The organism is Thioalkalivibrio sulfidiphilus HL-EbGr7, assembly GCF_000021985.1.
Lineage (GTDB): Bacteria > Pseudomonadota > Gammaproteobacteria > Ectothiorhodospirales > Ectothiorhodospiraceae > Thioalkalivibrio_A > Thioalkalivibrio_A sulfidiphilus.
The window spans coordinates 1891462-1915393 of record NC_011901.1 but is presented as its reverse complement, the minus strand read 5'-3'; the positions used below and the strand labels follow the sequence as shown (position 1 = coordinate 1915393).

Here is a 23932-nt window from a genome sequence, read left to right as displayed (position 1 = left end):
GTTCAGGCGGTCCTGGTCAGCAGACCCAGCTCGAAGGGAAACTCGCGCATCTCCGACGCATCGAGCACCCGGCCTTCGGGCAGGCGGGCATTGAGGCGCAACACCAGGGCGCTATCTCCAGCCTGCATCTGGATGCGCGTGCGGTTGACGGGTACCGCTTGATCCAGCAGTTCGCTCATGAAGGCGGCAGCGGCGTCATGGCCGATGGCGGACACGAAGCCCTGCGAGGCCAGTTCACGGGCCTGTTCCGTGGAGAGGGGGCCCTCGAAGCGCCACTGGCCGTAGTCGCTCAGCACGGGGGAGTTAAGCAGGTAGAGGGTGCTCACAGCATGGTCCCCAGGTTGTCGCGGGTGGTAGCGGTGACGTTATAACTCAGCACGCTCTTGTTGCCCTCGGTGAGCACATATTGGAACGATGCCGATGGATGGTAGAGCGTTGCCAGAGCGCCGCCTATGGTGGCGGTCTTGGTGCCACCGGTGATGTCGATCACGATGTCTTTTTCTTGATAACCACTCTGGCGCAGGTCTTCAATGGCCTTGCGGATCGCAAACAAGACGTCATCGGGTTCCGCAAAACTGACCGAAGGCAGGGACTCGATATGAACATCGGGGAGGTAAAAGGCCAGTAGCCTGGCGAGGTCGCCGGCCTGTGAGTGGGAGCCTCCTTCACCACTGGAAACCAGCAAACGAATTTCCTTCAGGCTCTGTTTGTGAGGTTCGATGGCGCGCAGCAGGGGTGTCCAGTTCCAGCGCGATACTTTGTCCAGAGTGGAATAGTCGCGTTGCAGGTCTGCCGTCAGCGGAATGGGCGCTTGGTCGTCACCATTGCGCGACATGAACTTCAGGCTGGCCTTGTCGCCTTCCCGCAGGAAGTCGAACCGATTCGTATTCGAGACGGACAGGATGAGCGCCTTTTTGGATTTGATTTGTGCCTTGGGCTTTAGGATGTCCACATACTGGAAACGCGTGCTCAGGACATAGGCAAGTACCAGCGATGCCATCAACAGCATGGGCGCGATCAGCCATTCCAGCCAGTGGCCAACGAGCTCGGGATGGCGCACCCAATGGATCATGAGGTCAGTAGTCCAGCTCGAGCTGATGATAAACAGCACGGCGGTAAATGCGATCAGCATGAACCGCCGGGGAGGATGCTTGAGCAGGGCGTCTGGTGTGAGTCTCATGCGATGTCCCGCATCCGCCCATAGCCCGCGGCGGTCTTGGCGCCCGCGCCAAGCCAGTCCAAGGCATCGCCGAGCGCCTCCATGACCTGATCCAGCTCCCCTTTGTGCGCCGGGTCCCGGGGGGCGATGGCGAAGCGCAGGTGCGGCTTTTGCGCCACCAGGAAGGGGACCGGGATCGGGTCGTGCCAGTCGGCGGGCACCGCTTCGGGTTGCCGGGCAGGGTCTTCGATGTTGCCGCCCTGCTCGTACCACTTACCCGCGTGCGGCGTCATGACATCACGCACCAGCGTGACTGGCTTGATGGGCAAAGCATCGAAGAAGATGAAGCCGCCGGTCCGGAAGCCTTTCGGGTTGCCGGTGTCATCGGAACCGAACCAGTCCAGCAGGCGCTGCTTGCGCGCCTCCTCGCTCGGTGCATCCCACCATTGGGAGACCCAGGCACGCACCAGGCCCTTGACCGCGGCGCCGGGCAGATAGGGCACGCCGAGGGTGTGATGCCAGAGGAAGCCGTTTTCCACCGGGTGGGCGAGACCGAGGCCTGTGACGAAACGCCAGTCGGCCTCGAAGTCCTGGCTGCGGCCACCCAGATCCTTGGCCAAGCTGGACTGACGGTCCGTGGCTGCGCGCAGGGCCTCCCGGTCGCCGTGATCTTTTCCGGCGATGCTATCGATCCATCCGGATTTCGCGGTGCTATCGCCAAGCTGCCAATCGGCATCGAAACGGTCGAAGAAGCGCTCGAACCACAGGCCGGCGTGACCGCCGGAAGGGAGGCCCAGCGGTTCGCCGCGGGCGGCTTCATAAAGCGGACGGTTCATGATTCGGCTCCCGCGGCGGTGGTCTGCTCATCCTCGATGAACGCCCTGGCAAAGCGCTTGACCCAGGGCAGGTACGCGAGGGCCTCGGCCTGGGCGAGACGGTAGTGGTGCATGTCGCCCGCGGTGATACCCGCCAGCAGATTCGGCTGGCCGTGGTAGACACTGCCCTCGCCGCACAGCCACTCCGACAGGAGTCCATAGAGGGCCTTGTGTTCGGGCGTGTCCTTGCCCTGGCAATAGGCGGCCGCCTGGCCCAGGCCGTTCATGAGGATCAGGGCGGGCAGGTCGTTGGCGGCGGATTTGAGCGCCTTGTTGTCGATGCTGCCATCGATGAGGCGCGCCTGGACCCAGGCCAGGGCATGGGCGGCGCGCCGCTGCTGCTGGGTCTGTCTCATGCGTTTTGCCTCTCGATGAACTTCACGCTGCACCAGCCCATGCCCACGGTTTCATTGCCGCCCAGCTGCAGCCAGGGATGATCGCCGAAGAGTTTATCGGTGATGAGCTTCAGGACTTGCCCGGCTTCGAGCGCATGGCCCTGCCTGCGCGAGGGCAGGGCCATGAGGGGCGCATAGAGCAGGGTCTCGGGGGGCAGGGTCTCCTCGTACCAGAGGGCGCCGCGTTTGACGGTCTTGTTTTCGTCCAGGGCCACGTGGGCATTGACCGGGGTCGCGGTGCGAGCCAGATGGCTGAACATGTCGTCGTGGATGACGGTCAGGCGCTGTTCCAGTTGCTCCACACCGTTGTCGCGCCCCAGCAGACGGTGCAATGTAGTGATCAATCCGTCCAGGCCGGCATTCTTGGTCGTGAAGCGATATTCCTCCAGGAACAGCGACTCTCCACCGCCCGTGGACACCAGGGCCGTATCCTCGTCAGTCACGCGAGGGGTGTTCCAGTTTCCGGGCGAGAGTCCCAGCCGCTCGCAGTCCTTGTAGAGGCGGTCCAGGGCGCCGGGGCAGGTGACCCAGCGGAAGGTGCCGGTGAGCGAGCGCACCGGCAGCAGCAGCAGGCGCGCATCGCCCACGGTCAGCGCGCCGGCATGTTCCGAGGCATTGCCGGTGGCGGGACCGAATGCGGCCAGCACATCGGCTGCGTCCTGACCCATGCGCTGTTCGGCTCGGGTGCGCAGGGCGCCCTTGACGGCGGAGCCGAACACGCAGGGCCAGCCGGTGTGGCCCTCGCGCTGGATGGGCAGGTCGATGATGTCGCCCGAACTGCCGGTGCCGGCGTGCAGGCTGGTGTCCGTGGTCAGTGCCAGCAGTGCGGTGGCCTGATGCATGGTGTGTTCTCCTGGAGGTTCAATTCTGATCTTCGGATTTTTGCCACAGGGCGCAGGCCAGCAGGCCGCGCCCCAGTTCGGTGTCGCCGCCCACCTGGGTGCCGTGCAGTGCGTCGATGGCAGCAGCCACCGTGCCGCTTTCCACCCGGCAGTACCAGGCGCTGCCGGCGGGCAGCAGGCTGGCGACGGGGCGCGGTTCGCGCCGCGCCATGTCCCAGCCGCCTTCTCGCAGGGGCTTGCCGATCACGGCGGCATGGATGCTCAGTCTGATGCCGCTCAGTTCGCCCCGGAAGCAGAGCGCGTCTTTCGTTTCGACCTTGTCAAAGCCCGGCGGCAACCAGGTGCCGGGGTCGACCCGGGCCGGGGTGAGCAGGGTGAGGATCAGGCCCACCGTGTCGGCATCAGGTCGCGGCGGCGCGGGCAGGGCGGCGGCCGGCTTGCCCATGTCGAGATGGGCCATGCGGCCCTCACCGCCCAGGCGCACGAGGCCGTCGAACGCCGGCAGGCCCTCGGGCAGGCCGTCGATGTCCAGTTCCAGATGCATCTCCGGCACGGGGCGCAGATGGCGGGTCTGGTAGAGCAGGCCCTCCTGGGCGGTGCGGGTCTGGTTGTTACGGCCGATACCGAGGCGCGGTTCCGCGCTGAACAGCTCCGCCGAGTGGTGGATCTGGTCCGGGGCGGGGCAAGCGCCGGACAACACCTGTGCCAGACCGTCGGCGGTCAGCCAGTGATCGTCCAAAGGCTTCAGACCGCGCTCGCCGCCAGGCAGGGTGGGCAGGCGCACGGTGCCGAGATGGGTTTTGGCAGCCTTGCCGATCTGCAGCCTGGCCAGGCGTTTGAACTGATCGGCGGCCAGCAGGTAGAGCGGCGCCGGGTAGAGGCGTTCGCCCGCAAGGCAGGGCCAGGGGCCGCGCAGCCGCAGGACGCCCGGGTCCTGGCCGTCGCCGATCAGGTCCTTGAGGCAATGTCCTCCGATTTCATAGCCATCAGGGTCCTTGTGAAAAGCCGCCCAGTCCACCCCCAGGGCCTCGGCAATCCGCGCCTTCACGGCACCGGCCAGGGCGCGGGGTGGCGGCGGGAACACACTCGCCAGCTCGCTGCCACCGACCGCATCGAAGGGACGGGATTCACGGAAGAACAGGGTGTCGAGCGCGCTGATGCTCAGGGTGTTAGCCATGGGCGGTCTCTCCCCCGGTCTCGCCGTACTGGGCCAGGAAGCGCAGCACCCGAAGGCCGTCGCGCTGAAAGCCCGGTTCGACTCGGATCTCCACCTCATCCTGTTCGTTGCGCACCCGCTTCTGTGGGCGGCACTGTTTGATCAACGCGTCCATCAGAGCTTCCACCACCTTGAGATCCAGCCGCTTTGCGCGCAGGGTGGTCAAGTACTCGGCCATCACCAGGGCCTTGAGCGTGGCATCGTCGAGCGCCATGCCGCCCTGATCGCCAGAGAAGGGTTCGAAGCGTTCCATCAGGCGGTAGAGGAAGCGGTGGCTGAATTGCTCATCCCCATGGCTCGCGTTGGTCAGATGCCGGGCGAGGGTTTGCAGAGCCGGCTCATTCTCGGCAAGAGCGACCTCCCAAGGCTGACTCCACTGATGGGGCGCGCCGCCCGGTTTCCAGATGCGGCAGGCCACGGCGTCTCGCCCGGTGCGTTCTTTGGCTACGTCATCCAGCAGGCTGTGAGACTCGTGCAGCACGCGGGTGAGCGGCACCTGCACGTGCGCATAGATGATGGCGGCGGAGATGCTGGTCTGCACAGGCTTGTTCTCGAAGCACTGGAGATAATGTTTGCGTAGGGCTGCGGCCGCGGGCAGGGCGTCTGCCACAGGCAGGAGGGCGAGCACGTCGTCGCCGCCGGCGTAGACCAGGAAACCGTTGTGCTCGTAAACCCGTTCCTGCACACCGTTGGTGAATTTGGCAAGTCCTTCTGTGATGTGCTGCTGCTTGCCGGCATCACTCATCTGCTTGCCCAGTTCATCGCCGTCCATGAGCAGCACGGCGTAGAAGGGTGAGGGCCGGCCGCAGCCGCTTTCCCTATAGATGGCACGCAGATGTTCGAGCGTCTGTTGGGCCTTGCCGGTATCTGCCCAAAGGCGCTTGTTCTCCAGCATGTGTTCGTAGAGCACCGAGCCGTCCAGGGCCTTCCAGAGTTTGCGCCCCGGGGCCTCTCGGATGCAGCAGATGTTGCTGTCCATCTCGCCATGGGCGCCGGTGAGTTCGTAAGCCTCATCATGAAAGCGCTGCAGCAGGTCTTCCTGTTTTTTGATATGGGCCCAGTGGAACACCCGCGCAAGCCAGGGGGCGGCGGCCAGGTAGTGGGTGGAGGGCACGCCTGCAGGCAGTTTCCAACCGTGCAGCGTCCAGCCACCGGGCATCTCCGGCACCTTGATTTGTTCGAAACAACGTACAAAGCGGCGTTTGACGTAGGCGATGGCGCACAAGTGCTCACCTTCGCGCAGGTCGGTCTGGATGCCCGTCAGTCGGCTGTTGCGCAGTTTCTCCCAGAACGACCGCAACTGCGGCATGCCGGGCGCGCTCGCCCCCGAGAGCTCCTGCCAGCCGTCCATCATCATGCATTTCACACCCGGCTCATCCGGGGGCAGGTGGGTGCGCCAGTTTTTGAGACGGTCGAGTACCGCGGAGTCAGTCGCGTCCTCGGTCACGGCCCAGCTGATGTCCCAGAAGGCGTCGATCTGGCGGTTCCAGATGGCTTGGGTCTGTCCCTGCGGATCGAGCTGGTCGAGCCGGTCGTCTTTGAACACAGCCATGGCCAGCTCACGCCAGGCCCGGTGGACTGCCTCGGCGACGGGTTCTCCGTCGAAGTCATCGCCGACCTCTGCCATGAAGCGGTTGGGTACGTTGCCCTGTTTGGGGGCATTGCCCTGCTTTCCTTCGATCGCAGCGAGGAAGGCCGCATCCGGCTGCGGGAAGCGGATCGTTCCACCTAGCGCCATGGTTGTACGCATGGCCACGGTGGACAGCCAGGAGAGGATGAACGAGCCCGCCCAGAAGTCGCGAGTACGACGCGCCTGGGCCACGAAGCCCTGCACGGGGCCGAGGGTGAAGTGGAAGTAGCGGCTCATGGGAATAGTGGCTCACTCATTGAAAAACGGTCCATGTAAGCGTGAAGTACCTGCCAGTCTGGATCGGGGGCCGGAACCGGAAACTTGCCCCGATTGATTTTGGAACCCTTAGGCAAAAAGCGAGCGATCATCATGGTCTGTACCAGAAGGCACTGACCGTTTGGCAGGGCTTGAATGTGCACAAGCAAGGGCGACGCGCGGCGCGTGCGGCCCGCATCGGAGGGCGCTATGTCCATCTTCTTTTTGATCGAAGAGAAGAAATAGTTGTGTGGCAGGCCGAAGACAGTGCGGCGGGGCAATTGATTGCTCTTTTCCTCTCGATTGATCGCCCTGAAAATCAGATCGTGATCGTCTCTGAAGTTCTGCTCTGCCTTTTTTCCATTGACCTTGTTCTTGCGTCCGAAGCTGCGAAAGAGCTGCATTTCCTCACCAGCGCGAGACAACAATGCCGTGGCCGAGGAATCGGTGTCACTGACATCGATTCGAGTCTGCGTAGAAAAGGCACTATATGGCGGAATACCGGGATACGCCTGACTGCCATTGAGTAGACTGCGAAGCGTGTCGAAATAGGTATTACGGTCAGCAGGCGTCTGACGGCCTTCATGATCGCCTTGAAGATCCGTGATGGATACCGAACCCCACCCTCGACGACTGCGGCTGCCGAGACCCCCCAGGAGTCCGAATAGCAACAGGGTATCCGCCAACTGTCGGCGTTGCTCGTCTGATACGCGTGGCCGCAGACGCAGGCGCAGGGTGAATGAGCCGGAAATCAATGCATCGCGCGTGGGTCCGTTCCTGAAATGGTGAAGCCCCTGGCCAAGCAGATACGCTTGACCGGAATCAATATTATTCGGGCGACCTGTCGTCTTGACATCTGATTCGACCTGCAGCAGGAACTTACCCTGACCGCCGCTTTTTTCGTCTGCCGCAGCACCGAACAGGGCCGCCTCTTCCCGGTGTACTTTTTTCAGGGTACTGGCCTCATTCCCATCATAGAGGCGCGACCAGGCCATGGCACGCCACCAGAAGCGCAGGGCACCCTTGACAGAGGGAGGACGAATCGCATCGGCGACCCGTTTGGCGTCACCATCACCCAGAAACATGGGGGTGACGATTTGATAGCTAGCCTCGATTTGGTGTGTTCCCTGACCCATGTGAAGTCTTCCTACGCGAAATGGATGGCGTCGGGCGGCAGACACAGTTGATAGCGGGTCTCACCGCGTTTCCCAACGGATTCAATCAGGTACGGTTTGGAAAGTGTTGAACCCAGCTCGTACATAATGGCCTTGTTGGTTCTGGATTTCGTTTGCTCCAGGTAGACCTTGAGCTGCTCCAGGTGTGCGCTCTTGCCATTGATCTCGGGAAGCGTTTCGGTACCAAGTTTATCTATCTTGAAACCATCCCTGATCACTTCGGCATACTTTTCAAGAAGCTCTTCGCGCAGGCCGTCATCCTCATAGCGCACACCAGACAGGCCAGAAGCGCATCGCCACGCAAGCCAGCGGTAGAAGCTGTACTTGATGGGCTCCAGGTTGAAAGTCTTGTCTCCGGCAGTGATCCGGTAACCCTCGTGAAAGGTCAGTTTCACCTGCTCCGGTTCCAGGGCGCGCTGGGCCGCCTGGATGACGTCGCTGAATCCGGCCCTGCCCGATCGCAGTTCATCAGGCAGCCCTTGACGCATGCGCACGAAGGGAATCAGCCCCAGGCTGACCTTGGCCTCCTGGGCGTCGATAGGACGCCGCTCCGGTTCCCGGGTGTAGATGACCTGGCGATAGGGCGTCGGGTAATAGAAATCCTTGTTGCTTTCGAAGGGCTCCGAGACAAGGACATGTGACAGACGGTCCTGGGGGCGACCACATAGCGACAGGGCATAGCCGGCGTAATAGCCCATGGTCTTGCGCCCTCCAGCGATGGAGACATGGACGGCACTGTGTTCGTCTGCCGTCAGCTGGCGCAGGATGTCGAGGATGGTATCCGCGGCATGCTGGTTGTCTGCCTCGCTGCGGATGTCATCCATCGGCAGGCCGTCGGCGTTGCGGATAACGTGAATCGTGTCCTTGTCGAAACGGATGTCGGGCAACCCGTAGTCCTTGCGCAGGCGGTGAAACCAGCCTGGGTCGGGACTGAGCAGTGTCAGATCCGCGCGTTTGGCGCCTTCGGATGTGGTGATCAGGTGGATCTCTGTGGGGATGAAGGGTTCCGCCTGTGTTGCAAGTGCGTAAAGCGTCTCGGTCAGGATCTGGGGCGAGAGTCCGGTCACCGCCACCAGGATTCTTTTGGGGAATTCCGCAGGTTTTTTCATTGTCGAGTCAGGTCGTAGCAGATGTTGGTTTATGTAATGCCACAGTACAGCGACCTGACAGGCCGTACCGGGATGGAAAGCTTGCTAAACCGGTAGGTCTCGGAGTCAACACCAGGAATCGAAAAGTGACTGTTTGGTACTTCCATGACCTTCGAATGGTTTGAATCTAGCCCTTATCTATTAATGACCACCCTTGGCCACATGGATCTGTAGTGCATCTGGCCAGTGGGTGAAGGGGCTATGAGGCACGGTCCTCATACGCGGTGAGGAAGCGCCTGATTGCAGTGTGACCATAGCCCTCTAGTTAATGTGAGATTGTTCACATCAGAGCTATCGTCCAGCAAGCCGGATGCGGATGAACGGTCGAGTTATTGGGATCAGTGGGATATGTCCCGAGGGGTGATTCACTGGCCACGAACCGTTCGCCGGGGCTTGCCCCGGCGAACGGTGGCCCCCTTAGGCCCGGTTGGTGACCAGGGTGCCCGCGATCATGTCGTGCAGACCCTGCTTGCGTGCCGTGAAGGCGACCATGATGAAGCCAATCAGCAGGATCAGTCCGGAGAGAATCTTGGCAAAGAACCGCCCGGAAGCCTTGCCAAAACTGATCTGCTCACCATTGGCGTCGCTGACCTGGATGGAAAGGGCGCGTTTGCCCAGCGTGCCTCGCCAGGAGGAACTCTCCATCACGGCGAAATACAGCCATGCCATGATGAACGTCGCGACCTGGGCCAGGAATTCGGCACCAGCGGCGGCTGGCTCGATTTCGCTGAAGTCGGTGACCCCGCTCATCACCACGAAGCCGATGATGCCCCCCAGGATCATGCTGGGAATCAGCAGGATCAGTGCATCGATCAGGTAGGCGGCGACGCGCTTCCAGAAGCCAGCATAGGTGATGTTTTCAGTGCTCACGTGGTGTTTCTCCCTTTTATATGGATATTTTTGACTGCCTTGGGCCTTGGCCATGACCCGGTCGGTGCCGGACAGGTTTCGGCCTCGGATGACATGATGCCTGCCAACCATGCGGGTTTCCGGAATGACAAGCTTGCGGGGCAATGTCCGAGCCAAGTCCCGGATGGATGTTGGATATGAGGCCGTTGAGGAATCCAGCCTATGTCGATGAATGGTCGAACTGAAGCGACGGAGTGGATTGGATTATTTCCACTCCCATGATTCACTGAATGTCAATTCCTCAATATAGGAACTTGACATTCACGCCAAGTAAGTCGGTTAGTGCTTGTTTTTTCGCGTTGCTCACCACAAATGCATCGATTACAGCAGGCGTTATCCACAAGGAGAAACCAGTGCCACTGAGTAATACACAAGTACGTAGTCTCAATGCAGCGATAACCAACTATGGATTTCCAGCGGTATATTTTGATTTCAATCAAAATGCGCCAGTTGAAGCCGCAAATATCGCGGCAGTCGAAGAGCACATACGCAGTCAGCTAAAATCCGAGAATCAACAAAGGGTTTTGCATGGGTTAGCCAATGTTCTTTACTGGGGCTACGCACAGATTGGCTATCGTGAAGTACGTGTAAATAATTTCCTAAAAGGCGCTAATACTGCCCATGCATCAGCATTTAAAAAGTTGCTGGTTGGAGGAGTTATACCAAGCTTGTGTCAAATAAAAGATATCCACATGCCGCAGTTTTCTGGCATATCGTTCATTTCAAAAGTACTGGCATTTTTAGACCCGGATAATTACTGCGTACTTGATCAACAATTGGCGCGTATAGCCAATGGGGGAGGGAATAGAGCCTTAAACCAACTTGTACAGGGACAGCAGCTTAGGGTCACAGCCAACAATCAAGCAGCTTATGACGTGTGGCGCAATGAGTGTTCGGCAATATCTGATACATATTTCCAAGGCGCTTATCGAGTTGTCGACATCGAGCGAGGTTTCTTCCATCTTGTACAAACAGATCAATTACAATTGGCTCAATTAATTTACACAAATGCATAAGATAGCGCTCAAGCCATCCCGTTAGGAAACGTGTGATTAAGTGATTTCCGGTAGCTAGCCGGCATACATAAAGGACGAGATTTCCTTTACTAAGTTCGATATTTTGCTATTGAGTTGAAAACACAAAGAGTGAAGATGCCAAAATAAGCCCCACCAATATAGCCAGCAACCCTGGATGACGTCTCCGAAACCCCCCAAATGTCGGCTAATGCCATGGTTAGACCAAAGCCCCAGATGGACCCTGCAATAACACCGGCCATCATGAAACCACCGACAACGACGATGCCGAGCAGGTTGGCAAGAAATGCATGAGTCTGGACAAGGAAATTCATGGTTTTATCTGATCTGTGCAGTGACTATGTTTCCTGAAGTCTCGTTGGAAGCTCAACCGGCTGAGCGTCTAGTATCAGCCGAATTGTTTCCAGTAATTATTTAAGGCATACAGTCGACGAGAATCACGCGATATTCCTGGGCACGCGCACCCAAGCCAATCAAGTACATCGGAAAGGTCTGAGCCTGATTCGAGGATTAAACGCCCACACATAAGTGCTGCACGATCTCTCGATTCGTGACAGTGCATGACGACGCAGCCGCCTGCATCGAGTGTTCTCTGAAAAATTCGAGAAATCCCATTCCAGTACGAATCAAAACAGACATCAGGTAGCGTGCCGGGTAGCAGAGGTACATGAAACCAACCGTGTCTACCAAATATGGCACGTGCCTCAGTACCGAGATACTCAAGGCGCAGATTGTGAATCTCGGTCACATCAAGCAGTGTGATCAGGATATCGGTGCCTTGATTCTTGAGCGTGATGAGATCCTGGTTGAGTAGGTGTCTGTTCACCACCCTGCGTCCTCGGTGCCTCAAACCTGGACACCCTGAGATACCCACCCGACCTTGATTCGGCAGCTCGAAGAAATCGACTGCAAAGTCTGTTGTGGGCTGTACCTCGTTCCTTGTGGTTTCTTGGGAGCTCATTTGGGCCAATCCTCCTGGGTGCAGGAAGATTACGTCCGTGGTGCGACATAATGCGTCGCATAACGAGCCCCAGCCGGACGTGAGAATCAGGCTTCGTAGAGTCTGGCGGCTCCCTTGAGTGTGTGTGCGATTTCGTCTCTCAACGCTACGGGCTTTCGGACTCTGATCTGTTCGCCGAGTCCCAGGATCCACCAGCGAAGCTGGGCCGTGTCGGGTACGGTCGCCTTGATTTGAACCCAGCCCTCTGCGTCAGGACCTTTGATTTGCTGGTCTTCCGAGAGTGGGGTCTCGGCCAGGTGTTGCGCGGTTTCTGCTTTGAGATCGAGTCGAAGGGATAGGGTGCCGCCGAGCCTGAAATCCAGACCTCCCTCTTTGAGGTAGGCATCCAGGTCGAAATTTCCGGGACGCTGGGCCGGGGTCTCCAAGGGCTCGGCTTGACTCATGCGATGCAGTGCAAGCTGAAGAACATCTGTGTATTCAAACAGGGTGCAGACCAGATAGATCATTCCATCGCGAAACACCAAACCCAATGGGTTGACCACATATTCCTTGACCTGCTGGTCGGTTCGTCTTCTGTAGTGACAGCGAAACTGCCGGTCCGTGAACAAGGCCTCATAGACGATCATGAGGATGTCCTGATTACCCTTTGGAGGGATGAGGGACTGGCCGCGGCTCAAAATTCGGACCTTACTGGGCCAGGCGCTTAGATTACCGGATGTACCCTTAAGTACTTGACGGGCCTGCTGGAAGTAGGGGGAGAGTGCCGCGAGGGTGCTCGGGGCCATAAGTGGCTTCAGAAACTGCTCGGCCAGCCTGAATGCCAGGGCCGTCTGCGGCTCAATGCCGGGGATGTCGAGGATTTTCACATCCCTCCCCCACTGCCAGCCGTGGGGACGGCTGCGATCATCGACCACCAGTGCAAAACCTTCGCCAGACAAGGCCACCAGGTCGCGCTCGATGGTCCGCTTGGTGGTCATGAAACCCTGGGCATCAAGCTTTTCCTTGAGCTGAGATGCAGTGATCTTGCGTGGATGGCGGGGAATCATGCTTAACATGGCCCACTGACGCAGCAGTGTCGATGACATCGTGGTATCTCCTCTGCCGGGAGGCTTCAAGGTCGGTGCGGGCGCAGTGTATCGGAAAGCGAGTCAGTGAGGTCTTTTTTAGCGACGTATTATGTCGCATTGTGTCGGTACTATAGCACTCTCGGACTAGTGCCATCACTGTGAAGACTCAATAATAGGATGGGGTGGATATATGCATAAAGTTCAGAATAATCTGATTTTCTCAGCTTCAGACCTGAGCTATTTCCTCGAATGCCCCCATCGCACTACGCTTGACCGCCTGAGCCTCGACCAGCCTATGGACAAGGCTGTAGCCGGTGAGGAGACGAGACTCATCCAAGAGAAGGGTGTCGAGCATGAGCGGGCCTACCTGGAATCACTGAAATCCAGTGGTCGGAATGTCGTTGAGATAGATGACGCGCTCGGTTTGGATGAGCGGTGTGCAGCCACTCAGGAGGCCATGCGGGGTGGAGCAGATATCATCTACCAGGCGGTCTTTATGAATGACCGCTGGTTGGGCTATGCGGATTTTCTCAAGCGTGTAGAAGGGGCTTCGGAGCTGGGCGATTACAGCTACGAACCGGTGGACACCAAACTTTCCACACAACCCAAAACCAAGCACCTGATCCAGCTATGTGTCTATTCTGATCTGCTGCAGGACGCCCAGGGAACAGTGCCAGAGTCTATGCACCTGGCACTTGGCAATGGCGAGAGCCGCAGTTTCCGGGTTGAGGACTATCGGCATTACTACGCCCGATCTCGGGATCAATTCCTCGGCTTTATTGAGAACCCGACAGAAACCCGGCCGGAACCCTGTGATTTCTGCAACTTCTGCCACTGGCATGAGCGCTGTGAAAAGCAGTGGGAAGTTGAGGATCATCTGAGCCTCGTTGCCAATATCACTAAAGGCCAGATCCGCAAGTTGCGGGATGCAGGTATCCATACGGTGGCCGACCTCGCAGGCCACGATCAGTCTGTAGCTATTTCTGGCATGAACAAAGAGGTCCTGGAGCGGCTTCGTGAACAGGCCTCCCTTCAGGTCCAGGGCAGGACTTCCGGCAAACCGGTCTACCGTCTTTTAAAGCAGGATCCAGATGGCCGAAAAGGTTTCTTCCGGATGCCTGAACCGTCGGAGGGCGATCTCTTCTTTGACATGGAGGGCGACCCGCTCTATCCGGAGGGGCTTGAGTACCTCTTCGGTGTCTATTACCTGGAGAACGGGGAGTGGCGATTCACCGCGTTCTGGGCCCATGATCACGATGCCGAGAAGAAGGCCCTGGAAGATTTCGTCGATTTCGTTGTCGAGCGACTGAAGCAGTATCCGGATGCCCACATCTACCACTACAACCACTATGAGGTGACCGCGATCAAGCGCCTCATGAGTCGCTACGCCACCCGTGAACGGGAGGTGGATGATCTGCTGCGTCGCGAGCGTTTCGTGGACCTTTTCAAGGTGGTTCGGGAGTCGATCCGTGTCTCAGAGCCATCCTACTCCATCAAAAATCTTGAGCATTTCTACATGGATGCCCGTGATGCGGACGTCAAAACGGCCGTGGGTAGTATCGTCTGGTATGAACACTGGCGCGAGAGCCGGGACGACGACCTGCTGGAACAAATCCGCAAGTACAACGAGGATGACTGCCGTTCCACGCTCCTGCTCCGGGACTGGCTCCTTGGGCTCCGTCCTTCCAATCTACCCTGGTTCAGCGGGGAGGTGCGGGGGGAGTCCGAGGGGGTGGATAGGATCACCGAGCATGAACAACGTCTGGCCCGATATGAAAAGGCCCTTCTGGGCAACAAGGCGGAAGATCCCGAGACCCTCCATCACAACACGTTGATCTATCAGTTGCTGGACTTCCATCGCCGAGAGGCGAAGCCCCAGTGGTGGGCCATGTTTGCCCGTCAGGATATGGAAACCGCTGATCTGATCGAGGATTCAGAGTGCCTCGGCGGCCTTGAACTCGTGTCGACAGAAAAAGCCACCACCAAGTCAATGGATTGCGTCTATCGGTTCCCGCCCCAGGAGACCAAACTCAAGGCTGGCGATGTGGTTCACGTGGCTGAATCAAGTGATCGTCTGGGGACGATTCGTTCGCTGGATGACGAAAATGGCACCGTTACGATCAGGACAACCTTCGCCGAGATCCCCGAGAGTCTTTCGATCGGGCCAGGTGGTCCTGTCGAAACCCGGGTGCTGAGCGAGGCGTTGTTCCGCTACGCCGATGCGCATCTTGCGAAAAAGGCCTGTTACCCAGCGCTCGATGCCTTCCTCACCCGTAAGCCCCCGCGTCTGAAGGGCAGGGAGGCCCCTGAGCCGCTGGCGCCCCATGGCCATCTGGCTCAGATTCTCGATGCCGTGGAACGGCTGGATGGCAGTCACCTGTACATCCAGGGGCCGCCGGGTGCGGGCAAGACCTACACCGGCTCCCACCTGATTGTCGCCCTGCTGCGCAAGGGGTTCCGCATCGGCGTGACCTCGAACAGTCACAAGGCGATCGACAACCTGCTCGAGGCCGTGGAAAAGGTGGCCCAGAAAGAAGGTGTGGCGTTCAGGGGCGTGAAAAAGACCACCCAGAAGAACGATCTGGGTTTTGAGGGGCACCAGATCGAGGCCTGTACTTCCAATCCTGACATCGAGAGCGATGAGGACTATCAACTGGTGGCTGGGACGGCATGGCTGTTTGCCCGGGAGGGCCTGGATCAGCGCTTTGATTACCTCTTCATTGATGAGGCAGGGCAGGTGTCACTGGCCAACCTGGTGGCCATGGGGACCAGTGCGCGGAACCTGGTATTGCTCGGCGATCAGATGCAGCTCTCCCAACCGATCCAGGGATCGCATCCGGGCCACTCGGGCGACTCGGCCCTGGACTATCTGCTGAACGGGCGTTCGGTGATCGAGCCGGAGCGGGGTGTCTTCCTGGAAACCACCCGGCGCATGCATCCCGATGTGTGTCAGTTCATCTCGGACGCCATCTATGCCGGTTGTCTCATGCCCCATGAGGATAATCACAAGCAGCGCCTGATGCTCAGCTCCACGGCTCACCCGGAGCTGGTCCCTAACGGAATCCGCATGGTCGAGGTGATGCATTCGGATCGCGGTCAGCAGTGCCCGGAAGAGGCGGATGTAATTGAGGCCATGTACCAGAGCCTGCTCAAGCAGAGTTACGTAGACAAGCACGGCAAGGAGCACCCGATGAGGCAGGAGAACATCCTCGTGATCTCGCCCTACAACATCCAGGTGAACCTGCTTAAAGGCAGGCTTCCGCCTGGGGCCAGGGTCGGCACCGTGGACAAGTTCCAGGGGCAGGAGGCCGAGGCTGTGTTGATCTCCATGGCGACCTCTGACGCCGACAACATGCCCCGCAACGCGGATTTCCTTTTCAGCCGAAACCGGCTGAATGTGGCCATCTCCCGTGCCCGCTGTCTGGCTGTGGTGGTGGCAAATCCTGCCTTGCTGAACGTGCCCTGCAAGAGTGTCACGGAGATGGAGTTGGTCAATACCTTGTGCTGGCTGAAGTCATACTCCGATCAGCTCCGCGCTCGCCATTGAATCGACTGCGACAAAACCGTGATCAAAACTGATTTTTTCTTCCCTTTTACACCAAGGCGAAAAAATTTTCGTTCTGAGCGTAAGGCCCTGTGAAATTTTCCCTATACCCCCTAGCGTCGGACTGAAGACTGTGAGCTGTCGACCGGCGCTCTGGCGGGCTTTATGCGTCACGGCGGTTGCCGGTCACGGTTGGAGTCGTCAGTACAGGCCTGATGTACAGGCCGAGGGGGTGAACAATGGGAATCCACACAAAGCCCCCACCGAAGACTGCTCAGCACCGTTCCGCGGCTGGATTGGATCAATCCACGCCTGCGGAGCGTCCGTGCTGGGAGGCCGAACCGGGTGTGGAGTAGCGCCTTTTGCTACGAATCGGCCAGTGCAGGTGAATCAGCCAGCCTGCGCCCGTAACGCGACCGACACGATAGATGGGCATGCGTAATCGGCATCAGTCCGGGAGCCGCCATACATGGCGGCCCTTGGGTGACTGTTGCCGTTTAGCTCTCTCTCCTCCTGCTGAGCATACAGTGATGTTGATTTAAACCACTGTGGTTTATTTAACCACTAGGGTTAGTTAAACCACTGTGGTTAGTTAAACCACCATGGTTGGTTAAACCACTATGGTTGTTGATGACCAGGGGAAACAGTCTGTATCGATACGAAGAAGTACGGGGATACGGGCAAGTCTGGGTCGGGTCTCTGGTTACAGATGGGGGTCTTTTTTTTCAACTGGGTGAAAATCTGCTGGAAAAGTCGCTATACATGGCAGCTGGGCATTCCCACCGTGTAGGTGGCTTAGCAGTACCTCCCCGCATCAGCGGGTTATGTTCCCACCGTGTAGGTGGCTTAGCAGTACTTCCCCGCATCAGCGGGTTATGTTCCCACCGTGTAGGTGGCTTAGCAGTACCTCCCCGCGTCAGCGGGGCATGTTCCCACCGTGTAGGTGGTTTAGCAGTACTTCCCCGCGTCAGCGGGGTATCGCCCAGCAAAAGAAAGCCCCTCAGGTTCGCCCTGGGGGGCTTTTTGTTTCCAGGCCAGGTCGAACCGATTTGATTCTTTCTCAGAGCATGTCACCTAGTGCTCCCTGAGAGGCTCAAACAGCCTACAAACCCTCTGCCACCACTTCATGCACGGCCCGCCCTGCGATCCTGTACAGGCCCCTCGTGCTGCCATCCAGCGATGCACAGCGCACCGCAAAGCCCAGATCCAGTACCTTGCGGAGCATGGTCTCCTCGTCCACCTCCTCGCCGCAGGCCAGGGTGTTTCCCCCGGTTCCACCGCGTGAGACCCGAAAGGCGAGGTTCCCTGTGTCCCTGCGTTTCATCATGACCGGAAAGACCTCCAGTCCGTTCTTGAGAATGAAGCTTACCCTTCTGGAAACGCGCTCTTGGTGGATGCTCATGTGTCCCTCCTCTGTCCAAAAGTTTGATGATGTGTTTACCCATTCGTGACGCAGACAGCGTCACTCTCTGGGGCGGTCTCAGCTTGTGATCGCAGCCAGGTCCGTCCGCGCAGACCCCTGCGCCAGGAGGTCACGAACCTGCGTCAGGGCCTGTTCCTTCAGTATGTCGAGTCGACGCGTGTCGCACTTCGCAGAGCACTTCTCCTCGGGCTTGGTGCCAAGAAAGTAGGCAATGCGCTCGGCGTTGGCACCAGAGGGGTGCGGAAGTGACTGCATCACCCGGCTTGCATCGATACGTCCGGATTCGACCAAGGCGGCCATCACCTGCTGCGGAACCGAACCCAGGGGGATGAAGATGGCGTCCCCAAGCAGGTCCACTTCCCTGGCAAACCACTGGTCGATCTGCCCCTGCAGCAGTTGGGATTTCCTTGGGGCGGGGTTGCCACTGTAGTTCTGTCCGCGCAAAAAGACCGGATAGCGCAGTACGGACGTGTAGTGCACCAGCCTCGACTCCGGGGAGAACACCTCGCTGGTTGAGGCCAGCCCAAGCCATTGGTGGATCCCTACCGCATCCAGCAGCCTGATCAGATTGTTCCGCATGGGGCCGCTGAAAGAGGCCGCCGTTTTCGCCAGACGCTCGGCCTCCGCAAGGCTGGCGCCGCGAGAGATCTGGCGCTGTGCCTCCAGCAAGGCGTTGCGAGCCTGGGTAAGCCCCGGTGTGATGCCGACGAGCACCAGCCGCGCATCCCGCTCGATGTAGTCAAAGGGGGCGTAATAGGTCTCGATATCGCCTTCCTGCGCCATGCGAAGTGCCTCGTTGAGCCCGGAGGCGCTGCACAGGTTTTCCGACCGCATCAGCGGGGCGTATTTCTCGAACAGGCTGTTGGTGTTGTTGTCCATGTGTTTCCCTTGGTTTCAGGCAATGAATTGAGTGGCCTTGATACGACGATTCCGGTGCATCACGGTGACGACCCGGTCCTGCTCTCCCTTGACCACGCAGATGTTTCCTGCCCGATCAATGGCCTTGCGCAGCTGCTTGAGCTCTTCCTCCCGGATTTCCAGGATCTCGGCGCCGCCCTTCTGGTAGCGGGCCACGCCGAAGGTCTCGAACAGGCGCAGCATGGTCTCGCTGATGCCTCGCTGCTGCATACGCTGGGTGGCGTGTACGGTGCGTTCTGGATGTGCCATGTCTGCTCCTCCTGTCTGTCGGGTTCAGGCAGCGCCTGTCAGGGCCTTGTACTGCTCCGGGTAGAAGCAGCGCATCAGCGTTTTGAGAAACTCCGTGCGATCTAGCTGATAGAAGTCGGCCAGCGGGAAGGCCGCGTCCAGGGTCAGGGTGAAGACTCCATCCTCCAGGTCATTCAATATCTGCGCGCTCGCGGCCGGATGGGCCGGGGGCAGGATGTCCCGGTGCTCATCCAGCTTGAGCTTCTCCCTGCGCTCCCTGAGCAGGCTTGCCAGGGCCAGCGGCGAGGTCACTTCCTCAAGCGCCACTCCGCGCATGTTGATGATTCGGGTGGGCTTGAATCCACGGCGCCCGTGCAGCCAACGCACGGCGGAGTCATGCTCGATGTGCTGCTCCCCCATCACCTTCATGGCGTCCAGCTCCCCCGCGCTGATTGCATTGCGCACGGTCCTGAGATCCACATTCGCCAGTAGGGCCAGCCGCTCGGGGCTGATGGAGGAGCCGTCGTGCAGGCCGAAGCGGGCATCCCCCATGGCCACGATGTCGAACCAGGCATCACTGGGAGATGAGTGTTCAGTACTCAGAACCTGAAGGATCTCCTGGCCGAACAGGACCAGGTCCTCCGCATGGCTGCCGTGCTCCAGCAGGCCGTCGACGGCGTAGTCGTACAGTCCGGACAGGGTCCTCCAGGCATCGGAGGCCTCCACATGGTCCCGAGCCTCTGGACCGAAGACCGAGTCGCCTTCGAAGTCACTCGTATTCCTCTCGGGCATGTGACCCCCGAACACCTGCCCGCACAGGCCACTCACCTGAAAGGTGGACTCGATGTGTGCCATGCCCTGCCAGAGGGCCAGCAGGTAATCGTTGAAAAGGGCCTGCTTGTCGTATCGTTTCTTGGCCATGCCTGATTCCTTCGTGTCAATTACTGGGAAAACATCATGAAGCGGATAATGAATCAGGCTATGCGGCGAGTCAACAAAAAAATGAAGAAATCATAGAAAAAATCATAATTAAATGGTGGAGCAAGAAAGACTCATTGCTCGTTAGGCGACTGGGATAACATATAAAACAATGGGATAGCCGCCTGGTGGTGCCTGCCTGACGTCGCTCACGACCGTGCCGCCCGCTCTTGCAGACGCCCGCCCCGATCTCCGGGCCGTCAATCCGCTGCGCGGGCAGGGCGGTGCGGTCAGATCTCCCGGCGCGATTTGCAGCCCCACCCCGGCCCCGTACACTCACTCAAAAGCCCTGCGACACCCTGTGTCCGCAGGGCAGGGGATAATCACAACCGGACGCTTCCCGGAGCACCTGCAGGTCCCCCGGGCCCCATGGCTGCGGCCTACGGCGGGGAAGGGACCCCTCCGGGCAGTCCAGACAGGCAACCACAGGCCAGCCCCCAAGGGGCATCGGCAGAACAACCCAGGGAAAACAGGCACTCCATGGCCCTCAAGAAATCCGAACTCTATTCCTCCCTCTGGTCCGGCTGCGACGAGCTGCGCGGTGGTATGGACGCCAGCCAGTACAAGGACTACGTCCTCGTCCTGCTGTTCATTAAGTACGTCAGCGACAAGTACGCCGGGCAGCCCTACGCGCCCATCACCATCCCCCCAGGGGCGAGCTTCAAGGACATGGCCGCCCTCAAGGGCAAGCCCGACATCGGCGACCAGATCAACAAGAAGATCATCGCCCCCCTGGCCAATGCCAACCAGCTGTCCGAGATGCCGGACTTCAACGACCCCAACAAGCTGGGCAGCGGCAAGGAGATGGTGGACCGGCTCACCAACCTGATCGCCATCTTCGAAGACAAGCGCCTGGACTTCTCCAAAAACCGCGCCGACGGCGACGACATCCTGGGCGATGCCTACGAATACCTCATGCGCCACTTCGCCACCGAGAGTGGCAAGAGCAAGGGACAGTTCTACACTCCCGCCGAGGTGAGCCGGGTGATGGCCCAGATCCTGGGCATCCGCAACGCCAGCACCAGCGCCGACACCACGGTCTACGACCCCACCTGCGGCTCCGGATCCCTGCTGCTCAAGGTGGCGGACGAGGCGGGCACCGATGTCACCCTCTACGGGCAGGAGAAGGACGCCGCCACCAGCGGCCTGGCCCGCATGAACATGATCCTGCACAACAACCCCACCGCGCTGATCATGCAGGGCAACACCCTGGCCGACCCCAAGTTCCTGGACGGCCAGAGCCTCAAGACCTTCGACTACGTGGTGGCCAACCCGCCGTTCTCCGACAAGCGCTGGAGCACCGGCCTCGACCCGGCCAGCGACCCCCACGAGCGCTTCAAGCACTACGGCATCCCCCCGGACAAGCAGGGTGACTACGCCTACCTGCTGCACATCCTGCGCAGCCTCAAGAGCACCGGCCGGGGCGCCTGCATCCTGCCCCACGGCGTGCTGTTCCGGGGCAACGCCGAGGCCGACATCCGCCGCAACCTGGTGCGCAAGGGCTACATCAAGGGCATCATCGGCCTGCCGCCCAATCTCTTCTACGGCACCGGCATCCCCGCCTGCATCGTGGTGGTGGACAAGGCCGAGGCCCACGGGCGCGACGGCATCTTCATGATCGACGCCAGCGGCGGCTTCATGAAGGACGGCCCCAAGAACCGCCTGCGCAGCCAGGACATCCACAAGATCGTGGACGTGTTCACCAAACAGGCCGAGCTGCCCGGCTACGCGCGCCGGGTGCCTCTCGCCGAGATCGAGAAGAACGACTACAACCTCAACCTGCCGCGCTACATCGACAGCCAGCAGGCGGAAGACCGTCAGGATATCGAGGGCCACCTGCGTGGCGGCATCCCCGAGGCTGACGTGGACGCCCTGCAAAGCTACTGGGACGTCTGCCCCGGCCTGCGCCAGGCTCTGTTCCGCCCCAACCGCCCCGGCTATCTCGATCTGGCCGTGGACAAGGCCGACATCCGTGCCACCATCTACGGACACCCGGAATTCACCGCCTTCATCGACGCCATGAACGCCCACTTCGAGGCCTGGCGCGCGCGTGCCGTGCCCGGCCTCAAGGCCCTGGCCGCGGGCTGCCATCCCAAGGAGGTGATCCACACCCTCTCCGAGGACCTGCTGGCCCACTACAAGGGCCGCCCCCTCATCAACCCCTACGACGTCTACCAGCACCTCATGGACTACTGGGCCGGGACCATGCAGGACGACGCCTACCAGATCGCCGCCGAGGGCTGGAAGGCCGAGACCGCGCGCATCATCGAGAAGGACAAGAAAGGCAAGGAGAAGGACAAGGGCTGGACCTGCGACTTCCTGCCCAAGGCCCTCGTGGTGGCCCGCTACTTCCCCGACCAGCAGGCGGCCATCGACCGGCTCGCCGCCGACCTGGAGGGCGTGAGCGCCCGCCTGGCCGAGCTGGAGGAGGAACACGGTGGCGAGGAGGGCGCTTTCGCGGAGCTGGACAAGGTCAACAAGGGCAACGTCAACGCCCGCCTTAGGGAGATCCGGGATGACCCGGAGAGCAAGGACGAAGCCAAGGTGCTCAAGGAATGGCTCGCCCTGAGCAAACAGGAATCGGACCTCAAGAAAGACCTCAAGGACGCCGAGGCCGAGCTGGATGCCGCCGCCTATGCCCAGTACCCCAAACTGACCGAGGACGAGATCAAGACCCTGGTGGTGGACGACAAGTGGATTGCCGCCCTGGACAGGGACGTCCACGGTGAAATGGACCGCATCAGCCAGTCACTCACCAAACGGGTGCGCGAACTGGCCGAGCGTTACGACACGCCTCTGCCGGAGCTCACCGCCCGGGTGGCCGGGCTGGAGGCGCGGGTCAACGGACACCTGGAAAGGATGGGCTTCGCATGGAAGTGAGGGAGGCAAGTGCGAAGTATCTGCCGCCGGAGGCCGAGGGGTGTCCGGCGGGGTATAAGCAGACTGAGGTGGGTCTGGTGCCGTTGGATTGGGAGGTCATATCTCTTGATAAGTTCGCAGACGTCACGAGCGGCAAGCGTCTGCCTTTGGGGCGTTCACTGACAGAGCATGAAACGCCACACCCGTACATCCGCGTCTCGGATATGCGCCCTGGATATGTCTGCGTTGATGAGATTCGGTACGTTCCAGTGGATGTGTTCCCGAAGATTAAGCGGTACCGGATCTATACAGACGATATTTTTATATCCGTGGCGGGAACGCTCGGGATTGTCGGTAAGATACCGAAGCGACTCAATGGCGCGAACTTGACTGAGAACGCTGATCGCATAACGAATATAAAGTGCTCACAAAATTATCTTCTGCATGTTCTGATGTCGCCGTTGATTCAGAGCAAGATTGAATCTATTCAAACAGTCGGCGCACAGCCAAAACTGGCTTTGACGAGGATTCGGAAGTTCGAGATTCCGCTACCCCCAACAGATAGAGAGCAGCAAGCCATCGCCTCCGCCTTGAGCGATGCGGACGCCCTCATCGAATCCCTCTCGCAGCTCCTCGCCAAGAAACGCCAGATCAAACAAGGCGCCATGCAGGAACTGCTCACCGGCAAGCGGCGCCTGCCGGGGTTTAGTGGGGAGTGGGATGTGAAGCGGTTGGGTAGTGTTTTGAAATTCCAAGTGGGATTTCCATTTAGTTCAATTTATTTCAACGATGAATTTCAAGGGATCCGACTGATCAAGAATCGTGATCTTAAAGCTAGTGACCAGATCATTAGCTACACCGGAGATTATCGGCATGAATTTCTCGTCAAAGATGGAGATTTGCTGATTGGAATGGATGGTGATTTCATCCCATGCTTGTGGGGTGAAGGGGTTGCTCTTCTGAATCAGCGGGTTGGGCGGGTTATTCCGCTTTCTGGATTAGATGCAAAATTTGCCTACTACTATCTAATTGCGCCGTTGAAGAAAATCGAGGATTCAACGTCAAGCACAACTGTTAAGCACTTGTCTCATGGGGATGTGGAAGGTATCGAAGAGCCTCTTCCGGAAGTTGAGGAACAAATCGCTATCGCTACCACCCTCTCCGACATGGACGCCGAAATTGCCACACTGGAGGCGAAGCTCGCCAAGGCCCGCCAGCTCAAGCAGGGCATGATGCAGGCGCTGCTCACCGGTCGGATCCGGCTGGTATGAACGTAGGGGCGCCTCACCCGCCCGGGTGGATCGCGCCCCGGTCCC

Annotated in this window: 21 protein-coding genes; 5 read left to right on the top strand and 16 right to left on the bottom strand. The window is 59.4% G+C overall.

The window, feature by feature from the left end:
• Positions 1–2: 2 nt before the first annotated feature.
• From TGR7_RS09005 to TGR7_RS08960, 10 genes are all read right to left on the bottom strand, one after another.
• A complete protein-coding gene (locus TGR7_RS09005; protein WP_012638361.1) occupies positions 3–326 on the bottom strand; it encodes a YddF family protein in 324 nt (107 codons plus the stop codon).
• On the bottom strand, positions 323–1180 hold the full coding sequence (locus TGR7_RS09000) for a hypothetical protein (protein ID WP_012638360.1): 858 nt from the start codon (positions 1178–1180) through the stop codon (positions 323–325). The genes TGR7_RS09005 and TGR7_RS09000 overlap by 4 nt, the downstream gene beginning before the upstream one ends.
• Positions 1177–1995 (bottom strand): type III-B CRISPR module RAMP protein Cmr6, encoded by an 819-nt coding sequence (gene cmr6 / locus TGR7_RS08995; RefSeq protein WP_012638359.1) that lies wholly within the window; start codon positions 1993–1995, stop codon positions 1177–1179. Before cmr6 ends, TGR7_RS09000 begins: the two co-directional genes overlap by 4 nt.
• Positions 1992–2390, bottom strand: a complete 399-nt coding sequence (cmr5, locus tag TGR7_RS08990) for a type III-B CRISPR module-associated protein Cmr5 (protein ID WP_012638358.1) — start codon at positions 2388–2390, stop codon at positions 1992–1994. Before cmr5 ends, cmr6 begins: the two co-directional genes overlap by 4 nt.
• Positions 2387–3271, bottom strand: coding sequence for a type III-B CRISPR module RAMP protein Cmr4 (gene cmr4, locus TGR7_RS08985; RefSeq protein ID WP_012638357.1), 885 nt, complete (start codon positions 3269–3271; stop codon positions 2387–2389). The genes cmr5 and cmr4 overlap by 4 nt, the downstream gene beginning before the upstream one ends.
• 19 nt (positions 3272–3290) lie before the next feature.
• A complete protein-coding gene (locus TGR7_RS08980; RefSeq protein ID WP_012638356.1) occupies positions 3291–4448 on the bottom strand; it encodes a type III-B CRISPR module-associated Cmr3 family protein in 1158 nt (385 codons plus the stop codon).
• Positions 4441–6354 (bottom strand): type III-B CRISPR-associated protein Cas10/Cmr2, encoded by a 1914-nt coding sequence (gene cas10, locus TGR7_RS08975; protein WP_012638355.1) that lies wholly within the window; start codon positions 6352–6354, stop codon positions 4441–4443. The genes TGR7_RS08980 and cas10 overlap by 8 nt, the downstream gene beginning before the upstream one ends.
• Positions 6351–7508 carry a type III-B CRISPR module RAMP protein Cmr1 gene (gene cmr1, locus TGR7_RS08970; protein ID WP_012638354.1) on the bottom strand — a complete coding sequence of 386 codons (1158 nt, stop codon included), beginning with the start codon at positions 7506–7508 and terminating at the stop codon, positions 6351–6353. The genes cas10 and cmr1 overlap by 4 nt, the downstream gene beginning before the upstream one ends.
• An 11-nt stretch (positions 7509–7519) precedes the next feature.
• Positions 7520–8656: a CRISPR-associated ring nuclease Csm6 gene (csm6, locus tag TGR7_RS08965; RefSeq protein ID WP_012638353.1), complete on the bottom strand. Its 1137-nt coding sequence runs from the start codon at positions 8654–8656 to the stop codon at positions 7520–7522.
• A gap of 456 nt (positions 8657–9112) precedes the next feature.
• Positions 9113–9565 (bottom strand): RDD family protein, encoded by a 453-nt coding sequence (locus TGR7_RS08960; protein ID WP_041441398.1) that lies wholly within the window; start codon positions 9563–9565, stop codon positions 9113–9115.
• A gap of 269 nt (positions 9566–9834) precedes the next feature.
• Here TGR7_RS08960 and TGR7_RS17115 point away from each other — a divergent pair, with 269 nt between their 5' ends.
• A complete protein-coding gene (locus TGR7_RS17115; RefSeq protein ID WP_012638351.1) occupies positions 9835–10620 on the top strand; it encodes a hypothetical protein in 786 nt (261 codons plus the stop codon).
• An 89-nt stretch (positions 10621–10709) separates the two neighbouring features.
• On the opposite strand, the gene TGR7_RS17460 is transcribed toward TGR7_RS17115, so the two are convergent.
• Positions 10710–10952: a hypothetical protein gene (locus tag TGR7_RS17460; protein ID WP_148211484.1), complete on the bottom strand. Its 243-nt coding sequence runs from the start codon at positions 10950–10952 to the stop codon at positions 10710–10712.
• A gap of 353 nt (positions 10953–11305) precedes the next feature.
• Between TGR7_RS17460 and TGR7_RS17625 the strand changes: the two genes are divergently transcribed.
• Positions 11306–11452, top strand: coding sequence for a hypothetical protein (locus TGR7_RS17625; RefSeq protein WP_187148393.1), 147 nt, complete (start codon positions 11306–11308; stop codon positions 11450–11452).
• Between the two features lie 233 nt (positions 11453–11685).
• On the opposite strand, the gene TGR7_RS08955 is transcribed toward TGR7_RS17625, so the two are convergent.
• Positions 11686–12684 (bottom strand): helix-turn-helix transcriptional regulator, encoded by a 999-nt coding sequence (locus tag TGR7_RS08955; RefSeq protein WP_012638349.1) that lies wholly within the window; start codon positions 12682–12684, stop codon positions 11686–11688.
• A 172-nt stretch (positions 12685–12856) separates the two neighbouring features.
• Between TGR7_RS08955 and TGR7_RS08950 the strand changes: the two genes are divergently transcribed.
• A complete protein-coding gene (locus tag TGR7_RS08950) occupies positions 12857–16213 on the top strand; it encodes a TM0106 family RecB-like putative nuclease (protein WP_012638348.1) in 3357 nt (1118 codons plus the stop codon).
• A 1099-nt stretch (positions 16214–17312) separates the two neighbouring features.
• Here TGR7_RS08950 and TGR7_RS08945 read toward each other — a convergent pair.
• From TGR7_RS08945 to TGR7_RS08930, 4 genes are all read right to left on the bottom strand, one after another.
• Entirely contained in the window at positions 17313–17612 is a 300-nt protein-coding gene (locus TGR7_RS08945; RefSeq protein WP_012638347.1) for a hypothetical protein, read from the bottom strand.
• A gap of 78 nt (positions 17613–17690) precedes the next feature.
• On the bottom strand, positions 17691–18512 hold the full coding sequence (locus tag TGR7_RS08940; RefSeq protein ID WP_012638346.1) for a uracil-DNA glycosylase family protein: 822 nt from the start codon (positions 18510–18512) through the stop codon (positions 17691–17693).
• A 15-nt stretch (positions 18513–18527) separates the two neighbouring features.
• Positions 18528–18800, bottom strand: coding sequence for a hypothetical protein (locus TGR7_RS08935; protein WP_012638345.1), 273 nt, complete (start codon positions 18798–18800; stop codon positions 18528–18530).
• Between the two features lie 24 nt (positions 18801–18824).
• Positions 18825–19700: a hypothetical protein gene (locus TGR7_RS08930; RefSeq protein ID WP_012638344.1), complete on the bottom strand. Its 876-nt coding sequence runs from the start codon at positions 19698–19700 to the stop codon at positions 18825–18827.
• A gap of 537 nt (positions 19701–20237) precedes the next feature.
• Here TGR7_RS08930 and TGR7_RS08925 point away from each other — a divergent pair.
• Together TGR7_RS08925 and TGR7_RS16780 are read left to right on the top strand one after the other, a co-directional pair.
• Positions 20238–22637, top strand: coding sequence for a type I restriction-modification system subunit M (locus tag TGR7_RS08925; protein ID WP_012638343.1), 2400 nt, complete (start codon positions 20238–20240; stop codon positions 22635–22637).
• Positions 22628–23887: a restriction endonuclease subunit S gene (locus TGR7_RS16780; protein WP_012638342.1), complete on the top strand. Its 1260-nt coding sequence runs from the start codon at positions 22628–22630 to the stop codon at positions 23885–23887. The genes TGR7_RS08925 and TGR7_RS16780 overlap by 10 nt, the downstream gene beginning before the upstream one ends.
• Positions 23888–23932: the final 45 nt, after the last annotated feature.

Coding starts and splice junctions, on each gene's coding strand:
- TGR7_RS08940 (WP_012638346.1), bottom strand. CDS start 18,512: ATGGACAACAACACCAACAGCCTGTTCGAGAAATACGCCCCGCTGATG.
- csm6 (WP_012638353.1), bottom strand. CDS start 8,656: ATGAAAAAACCTGCGGAATTCCCCAAAAGAATCCTGGTGGCGGTGACC.
- cmr6 (WP_012638359.1), bottom strand. CDS start 1,995: ATGAACCGTCCGCTTTATGAAGCCGCCCGCGGCGAACCGCTGGGCCTC.
- cmr4 (WP_012638357.1), bottom strand. CDS start 3,271: ATGCATCAGGCCACCGCACTGCTGGCACTGACCACGGACACCAGCCTG.
- cas10 (WP_012638355.1), bottom strand. CDS start 6,354: ATGAGCCGCTACTTCCACTTCACCCTCGGCCCCGTGCAGGGCTTCGTG.
- TGR7_RS17460 (WP_148211484.1), bottom strand. CDS start 10,952: ATGAATTTCCTTGTCCAGACTCATGCATTTCTTGCCAACCTGCTCGGC.
- TGR7_RS08955 (WP_012638349.1), bottom strand. CDS start 12,684: ATGTCATCGACACTGCTGCGTCAGTGGGCCATGTTAAGCATGATTCCC.
- TGR7_RS09000 (WP_012638360.1), bottom strand. CDS start 1,180: ATGAGACTCACACCAGACGCCCTGCTCAAGCATCCTCCCCGGCGGTTC.
- TGR7_RS17625 (WP_187148393.1), top strand. CDS start 11,306: ATGAAACCAACCGTGTCTACCAAATATGGCACGTGCCTCAGTACCGAG.
- TGR7_RS16780 (WP_012638342.1), top strand. CDS start 22,628: ATGGAAGTGAGGGAGGCAAGTGCGAAGTATCTGCCGCCGGAGGCCGAG.
- TGR7_RS08950 (WP_012638348.1), top strand. CDS start 12,857: ATGCATAAAGTTCAGAATAATCTGATTTTCTCAGCTTCAGACCTGAGC.
- cmr1 (WP_012638354.1), bottom strand. CDS start 7,508: ATGGGTCAGGGAACACACCAAATCGAGGCTAGCTATCAAATCGTCACC.
- TGR7_RS17115 (WP_012638351.1), top strand. CDS start 9,835: ATGTCAATTCCTCAATATAGGAACTTGACATTCACGCCAAGTAAGTCG.
- TGR7_RS08945 (WP_012638347.1), bottom strand. CDS start 17,612: ATGAGCATCCACCAAGAGCGCGTTTCCAGAAGGGTAAGCTTCATTCTC.
- TGR7_RS08930 (WP_012638344.1), bottom strand. CDS start 19,700: ATGGCCAAGAAACGATACGACAAGCAGGCCCTTTTCAACGATTACCTG.
- TGR7_RS08925 (WP_012638343.1), top strand. CDS start 20,238: ATGGCCCTCAAGAAATCCGAACTCTATTCCTCCCTCTGGTCCGGCTGC.
- TGR7_RS08935 (WP_012638345.1), bottom strand. CDS start 18,800: ATGGCACATCCAGAACGCACCGTACACGCCACCCAGCGTATGCAGCAG.
- cmr5 (WP_012638358.1), bottom strand. CDS start 2,390: ATGAGACAGACCCAGCAGCAGCGGCGCGCCGCCCATGCCCTGGCCTGG.
- TGR7_RS08980 (WP_012638356.1), bottom strand. CDS start 4,448: ATGGCTAACACCCTGAGCATCAGCGCGCTCGACACCCTGTTCTTCCGT.